At 67.0% G+C, this 17,010-nt stretch carries 15 protein-coding genes; 12 read left to right on the top strand and 3 right to left on the bottom strand.

Annotated elements, in window-relative coordinates; all coding sequences use genetic code 11:
- The first annotated feature begins 44 nt into the window (after positions 1 to 44).
- The 7 genes from H8F25_RS05890 to H8F25_RS17610 all read left to right on the top strand — a co-directional run bounded on the left by H8F25_RS05890 (position 45) and on the right by H8F25_RS17610 (position 6,009).
- Positions 45 to 533: a hypothetical protein gene (locus tag H8F25_RS05890; protein ID WP_197212454.1), complete on the top strand. Its 489-nt coding sequence runs from the start codon at positions 45 to 47 to the stop codon at positions 531 to 533.
- Positions 514 to 1,158: a bifunctional 2-polyprenyl-6-hydroxyphenol methylase/3-demethylubiquinol 3-O-methyltransferase UbiG gene (locus H8F25_RS05885; RefSeq protein WP_197212452.1), complete on the top strand. Its 645-nt coding sequence runs from the start codon at positions 514 to 516 to the stop codon at positions 1,156 to 1,158. The genes H8F25_RS05890 and H8F25_RS05885 overlap by 20 nt, the downstream gene beginning before the upstream one ends.
- Entirely contained in the window at positions 1,155 to 1,700 is a 546-nt protein-coding gene (locus H8F25_RS05880) for a WcaF family extracellular polysaccharide biosynthesis acetyltransferase (RefSeq protein WP_231597172.1), read from the top strand. The genes H8F25_RS05885 and H8F25_RS05880 overlap by 4 nt, the downstream gene beginning before the upstream one ends.
- 149 nt (positions 1,701 to 1,849) lie before the next feature.
- On the top strand, positions 1,850 to 3,262 hold the full coding sequence (locus H8F25_RS05875) for a glycosyltransferase family 4 protein (protein ID WP_197212449.1): 1,413 nt from the start codon (positions 1,850 to 1,852) through the stop codon (positions 3,260 to 3,262).
- 8 nt (positions 3,263 to 3,270) lie between these two features.
- Positions 3,271 to 4,275 carry an exosortase/archaeosortase family protein gene (locus H8F25_RS05870; RefSeq protein ID WP_197212447.1) on the top strand — a complete coding sequence of 335 codons (1,005 nt, stop codon included), beginning with the start codon at positions 3,271 to 3,273 and terminating at the stop codon, positions 4,273 to 4,275.
- A gap of 236 nt (positions 4,276 to 4,511) precedes the next feature.
- Complete coding sequence (locus tag H8F25_RS05865; RefSeq protein ID WP_197212446.1) at positions 4,512 to 5,000, top strand: hypothetical protein; 489 nt, start codon at positions 4,512 to 4,514, stop codon at positions 4,998 to 5,000.
- Between the two features lie 460 nt (positions 5,001 to 5,460).
- On the top strand, positions 5,461 to 6,009 hold the full coding sequence (locus H8F25_RS17610) for a dual specificity protein phosphatase family protein (RefSeq protein WP_231597171.1): 549 nt from the start codon (positions 5,461 to 5,463) through the stop codon (positions 6,007 to 6,009).
- Positions 6,010 to 6,158: 149 nt separating this feature from the next.
- Here the strand turns inward: H8F25_RS17610 and H8F25_RS05855 are convergent, their stop codons facing one another.
- Positions 6,159 to 8,672, bottom strand: coding sequence for a polysaccharide biosynthesis tyrosine autokinase (locus tag H8F25_RS05855; RefSeq protein WP_197212444.1), 2,514 nt, complete (start codon positions 8,670 to 8,672; stop codon positions 6,159 to 6,161).
- A gap of 420 nt (positions 8,673 to 9,092) precedes the next feature.
- Between H8F25_RS05855 and H8F25_RS05850 the strand changes: the two genes are divergently transcribed.
- Both H8F25_RS05850 and H8F25_RS05845 read left to right on the top strand, forming a co-directional pair.
- Positions 9,093 to 10,199: an SLBB domain-containing protein gene (locus tag H8F25_RS05850; RefSeq protein WP_231597170.1), complete on the top strand. Its 1,107-nt coding sequence runs from the start codon at positions 9,093 to 9,095 to the stop codon at positions 10,197 to 10,199.
- A 92-nt stretch (positions 10,200 to 10,291) separates the two neighbouring features.
- Positions 10,292 to 11,554 carry a hypothetical protein gene (locus H8F25_RS05845; protein WP_197212442.1) on the top strand — a complete coding sequence of 421 codons (1,263 nt, stop codon included), beginning with the start codon at positions 10,292 to 10,294 and terminating at the stop codon, positions 11,552 to 11,554.
- A 97-nt stretch (positions 11,555 to 11,651) separates the two neighbouring features.
- On the opposite strand, the gene H8F25_RS05840 is transcribed toward H8F25_RS05845, so the two are convergent.
- Positions 11,652 to 12,200, bottom strand: coding sequence for a hypothetical protein (locus H8F25_RS05840; RefSeq protein ID WP_197212441.1), 549 nt, complete (start codon positions 12,198 to 12,200; stop codon positions 11,652 to 11,654).
- A 531-nt stretch (positions 12,201 to 12,731) separates the two neighbouring features.
- Here H8F25_RS05840 and era point away from each other — a divergent pair.
- Positions 12,732 to 14,267: a GTPase Era gene (gene era, locus H8F25_RS18115; protein ID WP_370525830.1), complete on the top strand. Its 1,536-nt coding sequence runs from the start codon at positions 12,732 to 12,734 to the stop codon at positions 14,265 to 14,267.
- 475 nt (positions 14,268 to 14,742) lie between these two features.
- Here the strand turns inward: era and H8F25_RS05825 are convergent, their stop codons facing one another.
- Positions 14,743 to 14,925 (bottom strand): hypothetical protein, encoded by a 183-nt coding sequence (locus H8F25_RS05825; RefSeq protein ID WP_197212439.1) that lies wholly within the window; start codon positions 14,923 to 14,925, stop codon positions 14,743 to 14,745.
- A 238-nt stretch (positions 14,926 to 15,163) separates the two neighbouring features.
- On the opposite strand from H8F25_RS05825, the gene H8F25_RS05820 reads away from it, so the two are divergent.
- The gene (locus H8F25_RS05820) at positions 15,164 to 15,925 is read left to right on the top strand and encodes a phycobiliprotein lyase (protein ID WP_231597168.1); all 762 of its coding nucleotides are present in this window, start codon (positions 15,164 to 15,166) and stop codon (positions 15,923 to 15,925) included.
- A gap of 116 nt (positions 15,926 to 16,041) precedes the next feature.
- Positions 16,042 to 16,749 (top strand): tRNA (guanosine(37)-N1)-methyltransferase TrmD, encoded by a 708-nt coding sequence (gene trmD / locus H8F25_RS05815; protein WP_197213521.1) that lies wholly within the window; start codon positions 16,042 to 16,044, stop codon positions 16,747 to 16,749.
- Positions 16,750 to 17,010 lie beyond the last annotated feature (261 nt).

The raw sequence follows: 17,010 nt of genomic DNA, 5'->3' as shown, positions 1-17,010 counted from the left end.
ACTTCATATTGTAGCGGCTATTTGCGGGACGGCACACTAGCGAGATGGCCGCCCTCCTCGCTCAGGCCGGCCCGGAGGTGGATGCGGTGCTCACGCCTTTCCGCTACCTGGTCTATGGAAAACCTCTGCGTGGCACCCTGCTTCCGCCCCGCTACAACCTGATCCGGCCCGGCGGCGGCCACTACGTCGACGATGGCCACGCCCATCAGTTCAAGCCCCGCGGCCGCACGCTGGCGATGCGGCAGCCGATTCTCCACGACGATCGCAAACCCCTCAGTCGCTGGTTCGAAGCCCAGCAGCGCTACCTCCAGCAGGAGTGCCACAAGCTTTGCACCACACCACCTGAGCGGCTTTCGTTCAGCGACCGGTTACGCAGGAAACATGTCATCGCTCCCTTTGCCGCCCTGGCGATCTGCCTGATTTTGCGCGGCGGTTTGCTCGACGGCTGGCGCGGCTGGTTCTATGCTTTCCAGAGGATGTATGTGGAGATTCTGCTCAGTTTGATGTTGTGGGATGAACGTCATGGGCATTGATGTTGTCATTCCCGATTACAGATGGACAATAGGTACCCCCCACACCCATGCCTATCTTCTACAGCCGCTGCAACAGCTGCTTGATGATCACCCGCACTCTCGTCAGGTGCTCGATCTCGGCTGCGGTAACGGAGCCCTCGCCCAGCAACTTGATCAATGGGGCTACAGAGTGGTTGGAGTCGACCCGAGTGCCAGCGGTATCACGGCTTCCCGCCAGCGCAACCCAGAGATGCGGTTTCACCAGGCCACGGCCACACCCGCTGAGATCAAGGCCCTGGGGCTCGGCCCCTTCGACGTGGTGGTGAGCACCGAAGTGGTCGAGCATTGCTATGCGCCGCGACTGTGGGCAGCCTCAGCATTCGCAGCTCTCCGCCCCGGCGGTTTGTTGATCGCCTCCACCCCTTACCACGGCTATCTTAAGAACCTGACCCTCGCAATCACCGGTAAGCTTGAAAATCACTTTACTGCGCTCTGGGACGGTGGCCACATCAAGTTCTGGAGTCGCCGCACTCTCTCTCGTCTGCTGCAGGAAGCAGGCTTCGAGGTCGTCGCGTTTCGAGGGGCCGGCCGAGTGCCCTGGCTATGGAAATCGATGCTGATCGCGGCGCGCAAGCCCTTGGTGTGACAAGGCAGGATCTCGCGAGTTACCGCACCCCACCCGACTGGCACCCCGGCGCCCCTCTGCAGATCCAGATCCTCTGGTTCGGCCTCGGTGCTCCCCTGCTGGCGGCCCGCTGGCTGCCAGGCTCCGCCTGGCGGGTGGGCCTCCTGCGCTGCTTCGGTGCCCGGATTGGCAGTGATTGCCGCCTTAAGCCCGGTCTGCGCGTCAAGTTTCCCTGGCGGCTGCAGGTGGGCCAGGCCTGTTGGCTAGCGGAGGATGCCTGGATCGACAATCTCTCCCAGGTCACCCTGGGCGATCGCGTCTGCCTCTCGCAGGGCACCTATCTGTGTACCGGAAACCATGATTTCCGCTCGCCCGCCTTCGACCTGCGCCTCGGCCCGATCACAATCGGTTCCGACAGCTGGATCGCCGCCCGTGCGGTGCTCTCACCCGGTACCCATGTCGGCTCCGGCGCCGTGATCACCCTTGGCGCCGTCGTCAGCGGCGAGGTGCCCCATGGGGCCATCATGCGCGGCAATCCGGCGGTGCAGGTGGGGGATCGGTAGACCCTGCGGGGCCCAGCCGTCCACTCACAAGCCCGCCCCCTCGGCGTGTTCGCCTGCTGCCACGCCCGTCAGACTCTGCCTGGTTGACCGCATGACCCTGTCGTCATGGCTCCACTCCGACTCGCTTACCTTTCGGCGTTCACGCCTGCATGCCAATTCAGCTTCTCCTGTCGCGACGTCCCCTGCGTTTTTTCGCAGAGCGCCTGCGCTGGCGGGTGGAGCGCTCGCGTATGGCCAGGCTGACGATCGTTTCCCAGTACCACCCTCCCGATTTCGCCGCCACCGGCCAGTTCATCGGCGATCTGTCCTCTCGCCTCGCGGAGCGAGGCCTTCAGAATCTCGTGCTCACCGGCCAGCCGGGCTATGCCTTCAGCCGCGAGGAGGCGGAACGCATCGAGTTCTTCCCCAATCGCTGCATCCGTCGTACTGCCATGTCGCGCTTCTGGCCGGAGCGCATCCGCGGCCGTGTCGTCAACAGCCTCCTCTTCTGTCTGCGTACCCTGCTGCGGCTTCTTCGCCAGGGGCGACGCGGAGATCTGCTGTTGTTCAGCACTGAGCCCGCCTATCTGCCGATCGTCGGCTGGCTGGCTCACCTGCTCACCCGGGCACCCTATGTGGTGCTCGTCTACGACCTCTACCCCGATATCGCCGTCTCGCTCGGGGTCGTCACAGCCGACCAACCCATCGTGAAGCTCTGGCGACTGCTCCAGGCCCAGGCTCTCGAGTGCGCCAACGAGATTATCGTTTTGAGCACCACGATGCTGTCGTACCTGCGTCATCACTATCCCCAGGTGCACACCCCCATCACCGTGATTCCCAGCTGGGCGGATCCTGAGCGCATCACGCCGCTCCCCCGGGCGGAGAATCTCTTCGCCCAGCGGCATGGGCTCGCAGATCGCTTCGTGGTGCTCTATTCGGGCAATCAGGGCCGCTGCCACGACCTCACCACGCTCATCGACGCCGCCGTGCGCCTTCGTGATCGCAGCGACATCCTGTTTCTGATCGTGGGCGCCGGCGCCCAGCACAAGTCTCTGGTGGAAAAGGTGCAGCAGCAGGGGCTCAGCCACGTGCGCTTCCTGCCTTATCAGGAGGCCGACCAGCTCCCCTCCCTGCTGGCCTCCGCCGACCTGGCGATCGTCAGCCTTCTGGAGGCCGCCGAGGGCCAGGTGGCCCCCAGCAAGCTGTATGGCCACCTGGCGGCTGCCACCCCGGTGGCAGCGATCTGCGCCCCTCACTCCTATCTGCGCACCGAGCTGGCCCGAGCCGATTGCGGCAGAGCCTTCCGCAGCGGTGACAGCGAGGGCCTTGCCGCCTTCATCGGCGAGCTGGCTGCCGATCCGCAAAGGGCCCAGCGGCTGGGAGCCTCCGGACGTCGCTACCTGCAGGCCACCGCCACTCCTGCGATCGTCGTCCAGGCTTATGCCGAAGTGCTCTCCCGTCACCTCCCCCTCGCTCGCAAGACCTACGCTCCACCCCTGAGCGAGGAGCTCGAGCCGTTGCCCGATCCACTGCGGGATGCGCCGCTGTCTTCCCAGCCAGACTTACTCTCACGTTCCTCCTGAGTCGAGCCATGGCGGAAGCCGATTTACGCCCGCCTGCCGGCACCCAGCGATGTCCGGCGGGACACCTTCCTCCCTTCATCAGACCGCTCAACCGTCGCCTGGACCAGCTCCGTGATCGTCTTCCCGCCCGCCTCCAGGGTTGGCTGCCGTCCATTCCACCTGCCACGCCTCGCAATCTGTGGCTTTTGCTTGCCCTGCTTGTAGCCACTCAGAGCTGCTCCGTCTTCTACACCAGCCAGTCAGCCAACATCTCGGTGTTGGCTCTGATGATCTGGGGGGGGGCTCTCATCTGCATTGAGGATCAACTGGAGGATCTCCTGCCCCGTCCAGGAATCATCGGGCTCATTACCGGCACGGTTCTGCTGATCTGGGTCCTGGCGCGCACCGCGATCATTCTGCACTGGGACGGCATGATCTTCGCGCTCGCGCCGCTAGCCGGTCTGGCTCTGACCTTGCTGTGTCTGCCCCTGACCCACCTGTCCCGTTTCCGTGATCCGCTTCTCTGCCTGATGCTGCTGCCCGCCTTTGCGCTGCTGATGCGGGTGTTACCCGAAGAGCCGCTAAGTCTGATCACCGCTCAGGGTGCTGGCTTCTGGTTGTCGATTCTTGGACTCGATGTTGTCGTCAATGGGCGCAGTGTGTCTCTCCCAGGTGGAGGCGTTCAGGTGCTGGCGGAGTGCAATGGCTTGGACATGATGGCACAGATCCTCTGTGTAGGGCTAATCTTTATGCTGGCGTTTCGCATCAGGTCCTTGCCTAGCAGGCTGCTCCTGTTTGCGGCCGCACCAGTGATCGGCCTGATTTGCAATACTCTTCGTATTGCTCTTCTTTCCGCAGTAGCAGGCATGGGGCAGGGGAAGGGGACTCCTCTGTTTACTTTCTTTCACGACGATACTGGTTCTTTGGTGTTCTCCGGAGTCGCTGTCTTTGCCTATGGAGTGCTCTACATGAACTTGCTTGAACGGGAACTTCCTCCTCTTGAATCAGGCGCTGACACCGCATCGCAGCCTTGAAGATGTCTGCTTTCTCTGGCCGCTCGAAGGCAACAGATCCCGACGGACATTTCATTCCCGATGCCCCTTCTTTCCTCCAGGTGTGGTTTGCGGTCCTTGCTGCCCTCGCGGCCCTGGCCTGTGTGCGCGCGCTCGTTCTGCCGCCCTGGCCGCAGGCACAGCCAGTCAGCCCGGAACGGATTGCCCTGCGTCTGAGCCAGGTGGGTCTTGATCCGAGGCCTCTCCCCTCCAGGCCCATGCAACAGGCTGAGGGGCTGGGGTTGTCTGAGCTGCTGGCCTGGCGTCTACCGGAAGCCGGCCAGTTGCAGCTGGTCTCTGTGCATGTGCGCCGCAGGGATGACTTTCAGGTGGCCTGGATCACCAGCGATCTGCCGCAACTGTCTCTCACCAGGAGGAGGCTCGATGTTCCCCTGCCCGGTGTCGCTTCCGGAACGATTCAGGGACGACCTGCCTACCAGACCTGCCTTGTCTTCCAGGGCCATTCTTCGGCCGATTCCGCCGTCACGCTTGCCGCGCTTCAGGGTGCTGTCGATCGTCAACTCCGCACGCGCACCGATCGCCTGCGCAGCTTGGTGGGCTTCAGCCGCAACCGAGAATTCCGTTGTCTGCTGGTCACCTTGCGGAGCACCACAGCCCAGCCGCCACCGGTCCAGGCCTGGAATTCGCTCATCGCATCCCTGCAGCGCTCTCAGTCGGTTCCGCCTCTCCCAAAGAGTGGCAGCTAAGGCGTGCGCCGGCCCTGTTTGGATTGTGCGGTTTTGCGGGCCTGGGGGCTGGAGGTCAGCCTGCAGCCCAGCCGCAGCATGCGGCCTTCCTCTCGGCCTTCGGGGTCCTCGGCGCGTGTTTCTGCTCAGCAAACTCCTCCCCCTGCTGCTGTTGCCCCTGGGGATGGTTCTGCTCTGGGCCGTCATCCGGGGCGAGTGCGCCGGTGATCGCGACGCTCGGGATCCTAATGGCTGTTCTCCACGCCCCTCACCACCGAGGGACTCTCGCGCTGGCTGGAGCGACCCTATCAACGTCAGAGCGCCGCAGCCGTGCTCGGCCGGTGCTCCGCACCGGTGGCGCACGTGGTGGTGCTCGGCACCGGCCGCCCTTGCAAACTGAACCGCAGCCCCGGCGACCTGCGGCTGCTCCCGTTCATGCTGCTGTCCCGATGGCTCCGACGGCCTTGATGCGCGCTTTGTGATGAGACGACTGCTGCGACGCCTGCTGCCACTCTCCGATGGCGAGGGCCCTCCCGGCGAAGATCGCGCCCCGCGGCCGCCCTCCCTGATCCCCCCGGAGTGGCCGCTCCCCTACAGCTGGGTGCTCACCAACCGGCTGGCAGTAGGGCCGATGCCTGCGGGCGAGGCCCACTGGAAGCAGCTGGAGCAGGCCGGCATGCAGAGTCGGTTCAGCTGCTGCTACCCCCATGAGGAGCGAGCGGCGCCCGTGCCGCCTCACTGGTTGAGTGCAGGCGTTCCCTTGCCCGATCACCGCCGTCAGGAGCCCCTCGATGCCGCCAGGCTGGCGGCCGGCCTGGACCTTGCCCAGCAGCTGCTCGATCAGGGGCGGCCCGTCTATGTGCATTGCATGGCCGGCATCGAGCGCTCTCCCCTGATCGCCGTGGGGCTCACCGCCCGAGCGCGCAACATGTCTTTGTTCGATGCCCTCGACTGGGTACGCCGCTGCCATCCGGCCGCACGGCCGATCGTCTCGCACCTTGAACTGCTGGAGCGGCTCCTGGCCAAGTGACAGCTGCCAGGCCACTGGCCTCGCTCAGCGGCCTGCATCACCGCTGTCAGCGGGGATGGTGTCTTGCGGACGCTTCTGAGAACCGGCGTTGCGGCTTCTGATTCACAGAGTTTGTTGCGTCCAGACGGCCGGTCAAGGCTGTTGATGATTCAGCGGCGTTGACCTGGCAGAGGCAGCCGCTCTCGCAGCCAGCCGACAGCCCGTTGCAGTCGCGTGCGTCGTCGGTGGCGGTGACGCCTCGTGCCGGCTTCTGATCGGGGCGGTGGGGAGGTTTCGGTGTCGCTGATTCGGCCACCAGCTTCGAAGCTGTCGCTGTCGGCCTGTTGGTAGGACTGGACGGTGTCCACATCACGCAGATAGCGATTGCTGATGTAGGAACTGCCGGATCCGTTGCCATCCCGGCGCAGATAGGAGTCGCGATAGCTTTTGATGTAGCCCTTCAGGTTGCGCTCGTAGTTGCCAAATGTGGAGTTAGAGTAAGAATCCGAATAGGCATAGTGATAGTAATAACCGTATTCGTAGCCGTAGTCGTTGAGGCGGCTCGGGAATGTCACCTGATTGCAGATCAAACCCAGCACATCCACACCGGTGGCTTTGATGCGGCGGCAGGCCTGCGGTGCCAGCTCCCGGTTCACCTTGCCCAGGCCCACCAGGAAGAGGATGCCGTCAAGCTTCTCGCCGAGCAGGATGGGATCCGCCAGCATCAGGCAGGGGGGCGCGTCCCAGAGAACCATGTCGTAGCCGGGGAGGTTGCGTACCTCTTCGACCACTTCCTGGCAGCGGTTGGAGTTGAGCAGCTTGGCCGGATCAGGGGGCTTCGGGCCTGCCGGCAGGATGTCGAAGTTGTCGGCCACTGTCAGGATCAGTTCGCTGGCACGCAGGGTCGAATCGGAGAGCAGGTTGGAGAGTCCTTCGCCCTGCTCAACGCCCACATAGCGGCTTTGCATCGGCAGGCGCATATCGGCATCGATCACCAGCACCTTCAGGCCGAGATCCGCCAAGGTGCGCGCAAAGATCGTCACGGCCGTCGACTTTCCCTCTCCCTGGGTGGATGAGGTGACGCCTACCATGCGGATGTTGCGATCGGCCCGCAGCAACCGGAAGGTGGTGAACAGGCTGCGTAGGGATTCCTTGATCGCGAAGCGTTCGCTCGAGGACATCTTGGCAATGCTGCTTGAGATCTCCACGCCCGGATCCAGGGGCAGGAACGGGATCAGGCCGAGCACAGGTAGCTGAAGATCCCGCTCCGCGTCCATCGGCGTGTAGAAAACGTGGTCGGTGCGCTCGCGGATCAGGGCGGCACCGAAGCCGGCGAGCAGCCCGATCAGCAGGGCTTTGAGCAGGCTGCGCTGGATGTTGGGCTCCACCGGGATGTCGGCGAATTCGGCCGGACTGATCACCTGCCAGGGGGTGGTGGAGCGTGCTAGCTCCAGGCGGAAGCTCTCGCGGGCCTGTATGTAGGAGATGTAGTGCTCGCGCGCAAGATTGAGACGACTCTGCAGATCCTCAAACTCACGCATCTTCTGCGGGTTGTTGCGGAAGTTCTGATTCAGCAACAGGATCTGACGGTTGATCTCGTCCTGCTGGGCCACGTTGGCCAGCAGCTGGGCCCGCACGTTATCGGCCGCCTGGCGCCGTACCACCGGAAGGAGAGAATTGCGACGAGCCAGGATGGACTGCACGATCGGCGAATCCTCCCGATAGGTGGCGCGTGCCGTGGCCAGGTCCGTCTCGAACTGATTGAGCTGCTCCAGCGGCGTCGGGGTTCCGGCGGCGACCTCAGCCCCCGCCCCTCGGCCCGGGGTGGCAATGCCCTGGCGGCCCAGCTGTTCAACCGCCGTGGGAGCGCCGCTGGGCGACCACTGCAACCGGCCTGAGGCGATCGAGGCCAGGCGGCTGTTCAGTTCCACCTGCTGGGTCTGCAACGCGCGAAGCTGCTGCAGCAGTCCTTCGCGGGTCGCCAGAATCGCCTGGGCATTTGCGGAAGGGTCGAGATTGTTGTTGCGCTCCCGGAAGCGCAGCATGTCGTTCTGGAGGAGAGCCACGCGCTGCTGGATCTCGGGTGCCTGACGATCAAGGAACTTGATGCCTGAATCCAGAGCCTCCTGGCGTTGTATCAGCGAGAATCGGGTGTAGATCTTGGAGAGTTCCGAGAGAATCTGACGGCCCTGCACCGGATTCGACCAGTTCAGGGTGACGTTGAGCACATTCTCGGTGGAGGCGTCTCCCCCGCCGCTGCCGGTTGAGGCCGGCGAAATTCTGAGGTTGTTGATGAGCTCGTTCATGCGCACCCCCTGTTGTTCAGCCAGCGGGCGGATCAGCAGGGGACTGCGGAGCAGCACGGTGAGGCTGTTGGTATCTGCGTTGTAATTGCTGCGGGCGATAGCTCCCACCATACCCTCGGCTTGATTGGTGCCGGCCGTTCGTGATTCGAACGGATTCCTCACCTGAATCAGGAAGCCACCCCGATAGACGGGTGAGAAAATGCGCTGTCGCAGTGTGTTGGCCGCCAGGGCGCCGGTGACCACCGCGAACGTGAATAGAAACAGACCCTGCCGCCGCTTGATCGTGCGCAGCAGCGAGGCGAAGTTGAAGTCGCTCCCCTGGTCGCCCGTCCCCGCAACCCCCAGGTCCGCCGACAGTGGGGAACCCCTGTAGGCCATGGTCAGGGCCGAGGGAGCGCCAGGCTGCAGGCTGTTAGGGCTGCCGCCGCTGAGGCCTGGATCAGTCGGCGCTCCCACCTGAGTCACAGCGAATTCGCTCCTTTTGCGTTGGCGGTGATCCTAGGCCGATCTGCCTCATGCGCCCCTTCATCCTGCTGAAATGCCACGATTGACACCGGATGCGGACGGGGTGAACGGTCTGCGGTCAGGATGTCGGCATCGGCGCCTGATCTGAGCGCGAGACCTTGCGTCGCGCCATGTTTCGCGATCAACAAGCTTTAGCGGAGAGGCCCGGATCACCTCCGATCACCGGTAGGGTTGGTAGACGTCAGCCTATGCCTCGCAACCGTGGATCGCTTCCGACGCTTCCTCCCCAGCCGCGGTGCTCCTTCCCGGCGGTGGGTCGCCGGAGTAGCGGCCGTGCTGACCGCCACAATTCCACTGGCCGCAGACGTTGCCCAGGCTCAGCAGGCCCGTGACCTTCGATCTCCTGCCGCAGCTGCCCCCGCTCCGTCCGCCGACGCCTCCCTGCCGACGGTCTACAGCGATCTCTACACCCTCGGCCCCGGTGATCAGCTGCAGCTGGGTTTCCTCGATCCCTCCGCCAAGGAGGTGGGCGGGACCGTGGTGATTCTGCCGGATGGCACTACCACTCTGGCGCTGCTCGGCTCCGTTCAGCTCAGCGGTCTCACGCTAGGTCAGGCCAGCCGCTGGCTGACCTCCCTGTATGCCCGTCACCTTGTGCGGCCGCAGCTGATCCTCAGCCTCACCTCCGCGAGGCCCGTGCAGGTCAGCGTGCTGGGTGAGGTTGGGCGTCCCGGCCTCTATTCCTTCGGAGGTGGTGGTGCTGGCGCTGGGCCCGCCACTTCCAGCGGCGGTGGAGCCGGCTCGGGGGGGGGCGGCGGTGGGCTCACCACGCCCGTTTCCGCGATCCAGGCGGCCGGCGGCATCACTCTCAATGCCGACATCCGCCGCGTGATCCTGCGGCGTGTCGCCGGCCCCGGCGGTGGGGAGAAGCAGACGGTGCTCGATCTCGCCCAGCTGCTGCAGGTGGGCAACCAGCGCCAGAACCCCATCCTCTTCGATGGGGACACCCTGATCGTCACCCGGGCGGAGAAGCCGCTGCCCAGCGAGGTGATTCAGATCGGCATCTCCAACCTGTCCCCAGCCACCATCAACGTCACGGTGCTGGGTGAGGTGAAGACTCCCGGGACCCTGGCGGTGCCATCCAACACGCCGCTGCAGGAGGTGCTGATGCGGGCCGGTGGGCCCACTCCGTGGCGTGCCAACAAGGGCCGCATTGAGCTGGTGCGCCTCAACCGCAACGGCACTACTACCTCGGAATTTTACGACTATCAGCCCGGCAAGGATATCTCCCAAGGCTTTAATCCCCCCTTGAGGGATCGTGACACCGTAATAGTGCGGCGTAGCTATTATGGCAAGACAGTAGATCTCGTTAATGAATTGGTGGCGCCTTTGACCTCGATTGTGAATACATTTTACCTTTACGACCGCTTCAACCGTTGATCTGGCTCGGCGCCACAGTCCTACGTCCTACGCATTAGGGCGCCCCAGTCTTCCGGACCACGACTCCCCGCGACTGCATTCCCTTAAAGCCCATGCAACCCTCCGGCTCAGGCATCTCCCCCAAAGCCATCGCCTGGGCGCTGCTCAGTCAGGTGTTCTGGGTTCCCCTTGTCGCCATCGATCTGCATGACCGCTGGATCGCCCACCAGCGCGAGATCACTCCGCCGGGCCGTTCGCTGCCGCCCTCGCCCCTCGCCCGCGCCACACCCTTGAGCATCAACGAACTGCTGGGGGCGGCCCGACCGGTGCAGCAGCTGGCGGGTCAGGCCAACCAGGCGGTGAGCGGTGCCCTCGGCCAGGCCGCGCAGGGTGCCGTGAGCGGTGTCGGCGTGCTGCTGAGCAGCGCCGGCTCCCATGCCTCCTCCCTGCTCGATAGGCCCTACTCGGCGAGCCTTGACGCGGCCACCCCCCCGCCGGCAACAGCATTGGGCGGATCCCAGGCCGCTGCAGGGGCCACGGCCACCTCCCCGGCCAACACCCTCCTCGGCCGCGCCTTCACCCGCGCCCAGCTGCTCGGCGGCAGCATCGGTCTGGAAGACCTGCAGGAGGGTCCGATGGCCCCCCTGGCCCTGGCTGAGCGGGCGGTGCTCCGCGGCAGTGGCGATCCGCTCGCACCTCTGCCATCGCCCTGGCGCGAGCCGATGCGCCAGGCGCTGCTCAAGCTGCCGGACGCCCCTCTGCAGCTCAGTCCCGCCCGCCTGGTGCATGTGCCCAGTCAGGCGGTCACCGAGCCGGTGGTTGTGCCGCTGGCGCTGCAGAGCGATGGCTCCGTCGACATCCTCGAGGCGCCAGCCGATCCGGCGGTGCTGCACGAGATCGATGGCTGGTCGCGTCAGCAGCGCCTCCCAGCCCGTGGCTCCCTGGTGCCGGCGGTGGTGCATCTGCATCCCCTGCCTTCCGCCGCACCGGTTATACCGTCTGCCAGCGCAAGACCTGCCGCCGCCAGGCCCACAGCGACCGCAGCAGCCGGCGGAGGCCCCGAGCTCCCTGTGATCCCGGAAGCGGCACGCTCCGGCCGCCGCGAGGCCTCAGGGGCACCCTCGGCCACCTCACGGCCGGCCAGCGCCGCCGCTCTCCAGGGCGTTTCCCAGCCGCCTGTGCCGAAGGCCGGCCGTTCCGTCGAGCCCGCCGCCCTGACGCCCCCTCCCGAGCTGCCGCCCCTGCCGCCGGCCGCATCGGGATCGGTCGCCCCGGCTCCTGCGGTGGAGGCAGCAGCCGTCGTTGAACCGATGACGTCCACTGCTTCGGTGCTCGCCGAGGCCCCAGAGGCTGCTGTTCCGGTTCCCATGCCCTGAGATCGCCGCTACCCCGCCTTGCGGCGGCTGCTCAGTGGTCTGCGGCACATGTCTCCCGCCGGTGGTGGCCGGCTTCACGCCCAGAGCGATGTCGGCTTCAGCAGGGCTCCGCCACGGCCTCAATCGCCGCGGCGATCGCCTGTCGCTGCTCCCTGTCGTAGCCCCAGCGTTCCAGGAAGGCGCGGTCGGCGGTGACGGCGTTGTCGTCCTCGCCTTCGCCATCGCGGGTCGCGTCGAGCAGCGTCTTCAGCCGCAGGAGCACCGCCTGGGGTTCCAGATGGCGCAGCAGCTCGGTGGCCCGCGCCTGCACCCGCCGCGAACCCGCCTGCTGGTCGCTGTCGCCGCTGCGGCCGTGGGCCAGCACCATCGCCGTGCTCATCGCCAGGTTGCGGGCGGTGAGATCCACCACCGGTGCACCGGCGCGGCGCAGCTGCAGCAGAAGCGCTTCAGGCAGCCGATCCAGCAGCGGGCTCTCGCCCGCCAGCGCCACCACGAAGAAGCCGCGGGCACCGTCGCGGCTGCACACCAGCTCGCCGACGCGGTCGGCCAGCACCTCCTCGCTCAGTTCGCCGGCCTCCCACAGCGCCAGCCACTGGGCCGTGATCTCCATCGCCTGCTGGAAGGTCGGTTCGGCGGCGGCATTCATCGCGGTGGACTCCCGGGGCGGGATGACGGGGCTCCAGGCTATGGAACCCATGCCCTGGCAGGTCAACTCCGCTCCGGCTGCCGGGCGGCGTTGACCCGGCTGGACTGTCAGCGGGGCTGCAGTTCATTCCACAGTCGCGGAGAGGGGCGAGCGGGGTGGGCACGGGGGCATGAGCAGCGTGGAACGGTGGCAGCGCGGAAGGGCGGCCGCGAGGCCTCCGCTCGTCTCCTTCCTGTGCCCTTGCCGGACGCTACCTGTGGTGTGGCGCCGCAGCCTTCAAAGGACACTGTTTCCAAGGGAAATCGTCTCCAAGGGACGCTGTCTCAAAGGAAAGCTGTCTTCATTGGACGCCGCCTTCAATGGACACCGTTCAGAGGGTGCCTCCCCCCGGGAACGTCTCTCCCTGCCGATCGATTGTCCTGGGAGGGGCTGACCGGCAGCGTTCTGGGCCTGGCCTTGCCCTGGATCGGCCCCCTCGGCACCGTTGCGCCGGCAGAGTTCGGCGGGCGCCGGTGTTCTCCGGCTGGCGGCATGCCCCTGCGCCTGGCGCGATGCTGCTTCACCCGACCCCGCTCTTCTGTCAGGGTGAAGGCAATGGAACCATCCCCATCGCATCCGCCCGCCCGTCCCGAACGCGAGGGGCTCGACCTGTTGAGCCCAGATCAGGACACGGCCGCCCAGGAAGGCACCCTCCTGCCGATCCCCGATCCCGAGGAGTCCAGGCGTCTGCTGGCGGGCCTCGGCGCGGCTGTCGCGCCGGAGCTGGCATCGGGCGGGGCTCAGGCCAGGTCCGCGCCGCCGGCCGATGCCGCGCCGAACGGAAGATCCACCCCTGGAGGCTCCACGGGAAGCACGTTGCCACAACGGGCTGACGCACCCTTCCGCTCCGGCTTCGTGGCCCTGATCGGTCGCCCCAACGTCGGCAAGTCGACCCTGCTCAACCAGCTGGTGGGCCAGAAGGTGGCGATCACCTCGCCGGTGGCCCAGACCACCCGCAACCGTTTGCGGGCGATCCTCACCACGTCTGAGGCCCAGCTGGTGCTGCTCGACACGCCGGGCATCCACAAGCCTCATCACCTGCTCGGCCAGCGCCTGGTGCAGAGCGCCCGCGGCGCCATCGGTGAGGTGGATGTGGTGCTGTTGCTGGTGGATGGCAGCAAGCCGGCCGGCCGCGGCGATGCCTTCATCGTCGAGCTGCTGCGGCGCAGCGGCATGCCCGTGATGGTGGCCCTCAACAAGTGGGACCAGGTGGAGCCCGGCCAGGCCGAGGCGCTGCTGGAGTCGTACCGCGAGATGCTGCGGGTGCCACTGGAGGCGGCCCCGCAGGCCGCCGCCGGGGCTGAGAAGGAGGCCGCCGCAACGCAGGGCCCGGTGGCCCATGGCACGGCCACCCAGCATGCCCGCAGCGACCTGGCCCCAGAGGCTGAGCCGTCTCGGGGCGGGACACCCTCTCCGGCCCGGGACCCCGGTTCGGGGCCTGATGGCTCCCCGGCGGTTGCGCCTGCCGGTTCAGGGGCCAGTGCCTCGTACCCAGCCGCGGATGCGTTCGCGGAGGGGCAGTCCTCCCCCTGGAGCACCGCCGCCGCCGAGCCTGCCACCACCGCCCTGCCCTGGCCGCTGTTCCAGGTGAGCGCCCTGACGGGTGAAGGCACCGAATCCCTGGTGCAGGCCCTCAGCGCCGCGCTGCCACCGGGGCCCCACCTCTATCCGCCCGATGCCGTCAGCGATCAGCCTGAGCGGCTGCTGCTGGCGGAGCTGATCCGCGAGCAGGTGCTGCAGCACACCCGCGAGGAGGTGCCCCACTCGGTGGCAGTGATGATCGATCGCATCGTCGAGGACGGACCGCGCACCGCCGTGCTCGCCACGGTGCTCGTGGAGCGCAGCAGCCAGAAGGGGATCCTGATCGGCAAGGGCGGCAGCATGCTGCGCACCATCGGCCAGGGTGCGCGCCTGCAGATGCAGAAACTGATCGCAGGCCCGGTCTATCTGGAGCTGTTCGTCAAGGTGGTGCCCGGCTGGCGCAGCCACCCCGGCCGCCTCTCGGAGCTGGGCTACCGGGGGGATTGAGGCGCGGCGATCCAGAGCTGGGCCGGTCGTCGATGGGGGCCTCGCCAGAGGGGCCCCTTCAGGTCGAAGGCTTTGCCCGCCACGGCTGGTGCGTGTTCGGCACTGGAGAGGCCTGTGGCTGGAGGCCATGCACCGGTGCGCCCCGGCGTGTCTCAGCCCGGGTGATTCAGCCGCAGGGCATGCACGCCAACGAGTCCCGCAGCTGGATCAGTCGCGGGCGTTCCCGGTCCGCCGGGTGTTCGCTCGCTGGACCAGCCATCCTGCGGATGCAACGGTCACAGGAGTCTCCATCCAGCGGCGTTCCGGGACGCTACCGGTGGTGTGGTGCAACGGCGGAGCGAGGACAAGGCGTTCAGGGAGGTGCATCCCGCCTCCATCCCAGGGCCGGACGCCTCCCCGCCTGCGCGCTTCAGGGATGCGGCTTGAACTCCAGTCACTCCCAGCTCACCACGGTCAGGGCTTGGGGGACGGGACATCAGACGATCTCCAACCCGACGGCCTCTCCTGTGTCGACTGACGTGTGGAGATTTTCAGCCTTCACGCCCGCCAGCAGAGCATCCAGGTTCAACGGCGCCAGACTGGCTGGTCTGACGACGATCGCCCCATCCTCGGCTCTCAGGCTTACCTCGGAACCAGCACCCAGACCGATCTGCTCCACCAGGTCTCGCAGGCTGCGCACCCCAAGGCTGTCACCCCGGTGCTGAACCCGCGTTCGAAGGGCAGCCTCTTGTCACCAGGTTGAGGATCCGTGTTCGGGGTTGTGGGCGGAGCTGCGGCGAGGCAACGGTGGGTTGCAGCTGCACAGCCGCTGAGCCGCGGTGCCGTCAGGCCCCGCAGCCGGGGCCCTGAGCCGGGGGGCGGCACCTGCCAGGATCCCTGCAGCCATCTCTGCCGCCGTGACCGCCAGCCCCGAGGGCTTCCCGCCCCAGGATCTCCGCAGCTTTCTGGAGCTCTGCGACGGCGAATGGCTGGCCCTTCGCAGCCATTTCGATCTGGCCCTGGTGGAGGATGCCGCTCCTGATCCGGCCATGACGGCTGACGGTTCCGCGCAGACAGCGGCGGTTTCCGCTCCTGAGGCGGGCGCCGTTGCGGTCTCCCCTGGGCAGGGAGGGGGCGCTGACAATTCCGGGGAGCCCTCCGCCGGCCAGAGTGTCACTGACACAGTGGGGACCTCCGCTGGGGCCGGCGCCGCGTCCAATGCAGCCGCCGATTCCGGCATCGACGGCCTGCCCGATTTCGCGGCGCTGCTGCAGCAGGCCCGCGCCGAGGTGGAGGAGGCCCCCAGCGAGGAGGCCTGGCACAGCTCCGAGCGTGCGGAGCTGCTGGTGGCCTTTCTGGCGCCTGAGCAGGCGGATCAGCCCGGTGGCCTGCGCGTCACGCCACCCGGTGGCGGCAGCCGCGAGCTGCACTTCCGCGCCGACGGCTCCTTCGCCGGCGCCGCGGATCAGGCCCCGGTCCCGGCCGGGCAGTGGCAGCTGTGGCCCGACGGCAGCCTGGAGCTGATCCTCGAGGCCCCGGGCCGGGTGCTGCGCGAGCGCATCTGGTTCACCCAGCCGAACCTGCGCCTGCGCAGCAGCGTCGAACACGCCACCGGCGGTCAGCCGGGCCGCGCCCGCTTCAGCTCCGAGATCCGCCGCGTGCGCAAGCCGGCCGCATGAGTTCGGAGCCGATCGCCATCCCCTCCACCAGCGCCAGCGGCGGCCCTGCCGATCGCGCCGAGCCGACCAGCGCGGCGGCGCAGGTCGAGCCCGAGGGCGGCGACGCTCTCTGCCGCCTGCGCCTTGATGTGATCAGCCTGGTGCCTGAGGCCTTCGTGCCCCTGCACGGCCTCGGCGTGATCGGCCGCGCCCTGCGGGCCGGCATCGCCGAGGTCCATCTGCACAATCCCCGCGACTTCGCCACCGACCGCTACCGCAAGGTGGACGACGTGCCCTACGGCGGCGGCGCCGGCATGGTGCTTAAGCCCGAGCCGGTGTTCGCCGCCTTCGAGGCGGTGCCGGTGCGGCCGCGGCGGCGCGTGCTGCTGATGAGCCCCCAGGGCAGGCCGCTGCATCAGCGCGACCTGCAGCGCTGGGCCACCACCTGCGATCAGCTGGTGCTGCTCTGCGGCCACTACGAGGGGTTCGATGAGCGCATCCGCAGCCTGGCCGATGAGGAGGTGTCGCTGGGCGACTTCGTGCTCACCGGCGGCGAGCTGCCGGCGATGGTGATCATCAACGGCGTCATCCGGCTGCTGCCCGGCACCGTCGGCACCGCCGAATCGCTCGAACACGAGAGCCACAGCGACCTGCTGCTGGAGCATCCCCACTACACGCGTCCGCCGGAGTTCCGCGGCATGGCTGTGCCGGAGGTGCTGCGCAGCGGCGACCACGGCGCCATCGCCCGCTGGCGCCTCGAGCAGCAGATCGCGCGCACCCGAGAGCGCCGGCCCGATCTCCACGCCCGCTGGCAGGAACAGCAGGAGGAGCAACAGCAGGGCTGAGGAGTCCTTCAGCCGCCGATGGCAGGTGGTGATGGCGCCACCTGAGCTGGAGACCCACGGCCCTGTGCGCACGGTGCCTGCCGTCGACCGGGGATTCCTGCCAACGGGCCGGGGTCAGACCCCTTCAACCCGCGCCCGTGGGCCTGGCTGCAGCGGAGGCCGCGGCATGAGATCAATCGCCGCCGTGAGACAGACCACCGCAAGGGTGGCACTGGTGGAGAGGGCCTTCCGACCGGCCGATGACCTCCTCCACTCCACCAC

Source organism: Synechococcus sp. CBW1004, assembly GCF_015840715.1.
In the GTDB taxonomy this organism is placed as follows: domain Bacteria; phylum Cyanobacteriota; class Cyanobacteriia; order PCC-6307; family Cyanobiaceae; genus Cyanobium.
Note: the sequence above shows the minus strand (reverse complement) of the source record. Positions and strands in the feature narration are given on the sequence as shown.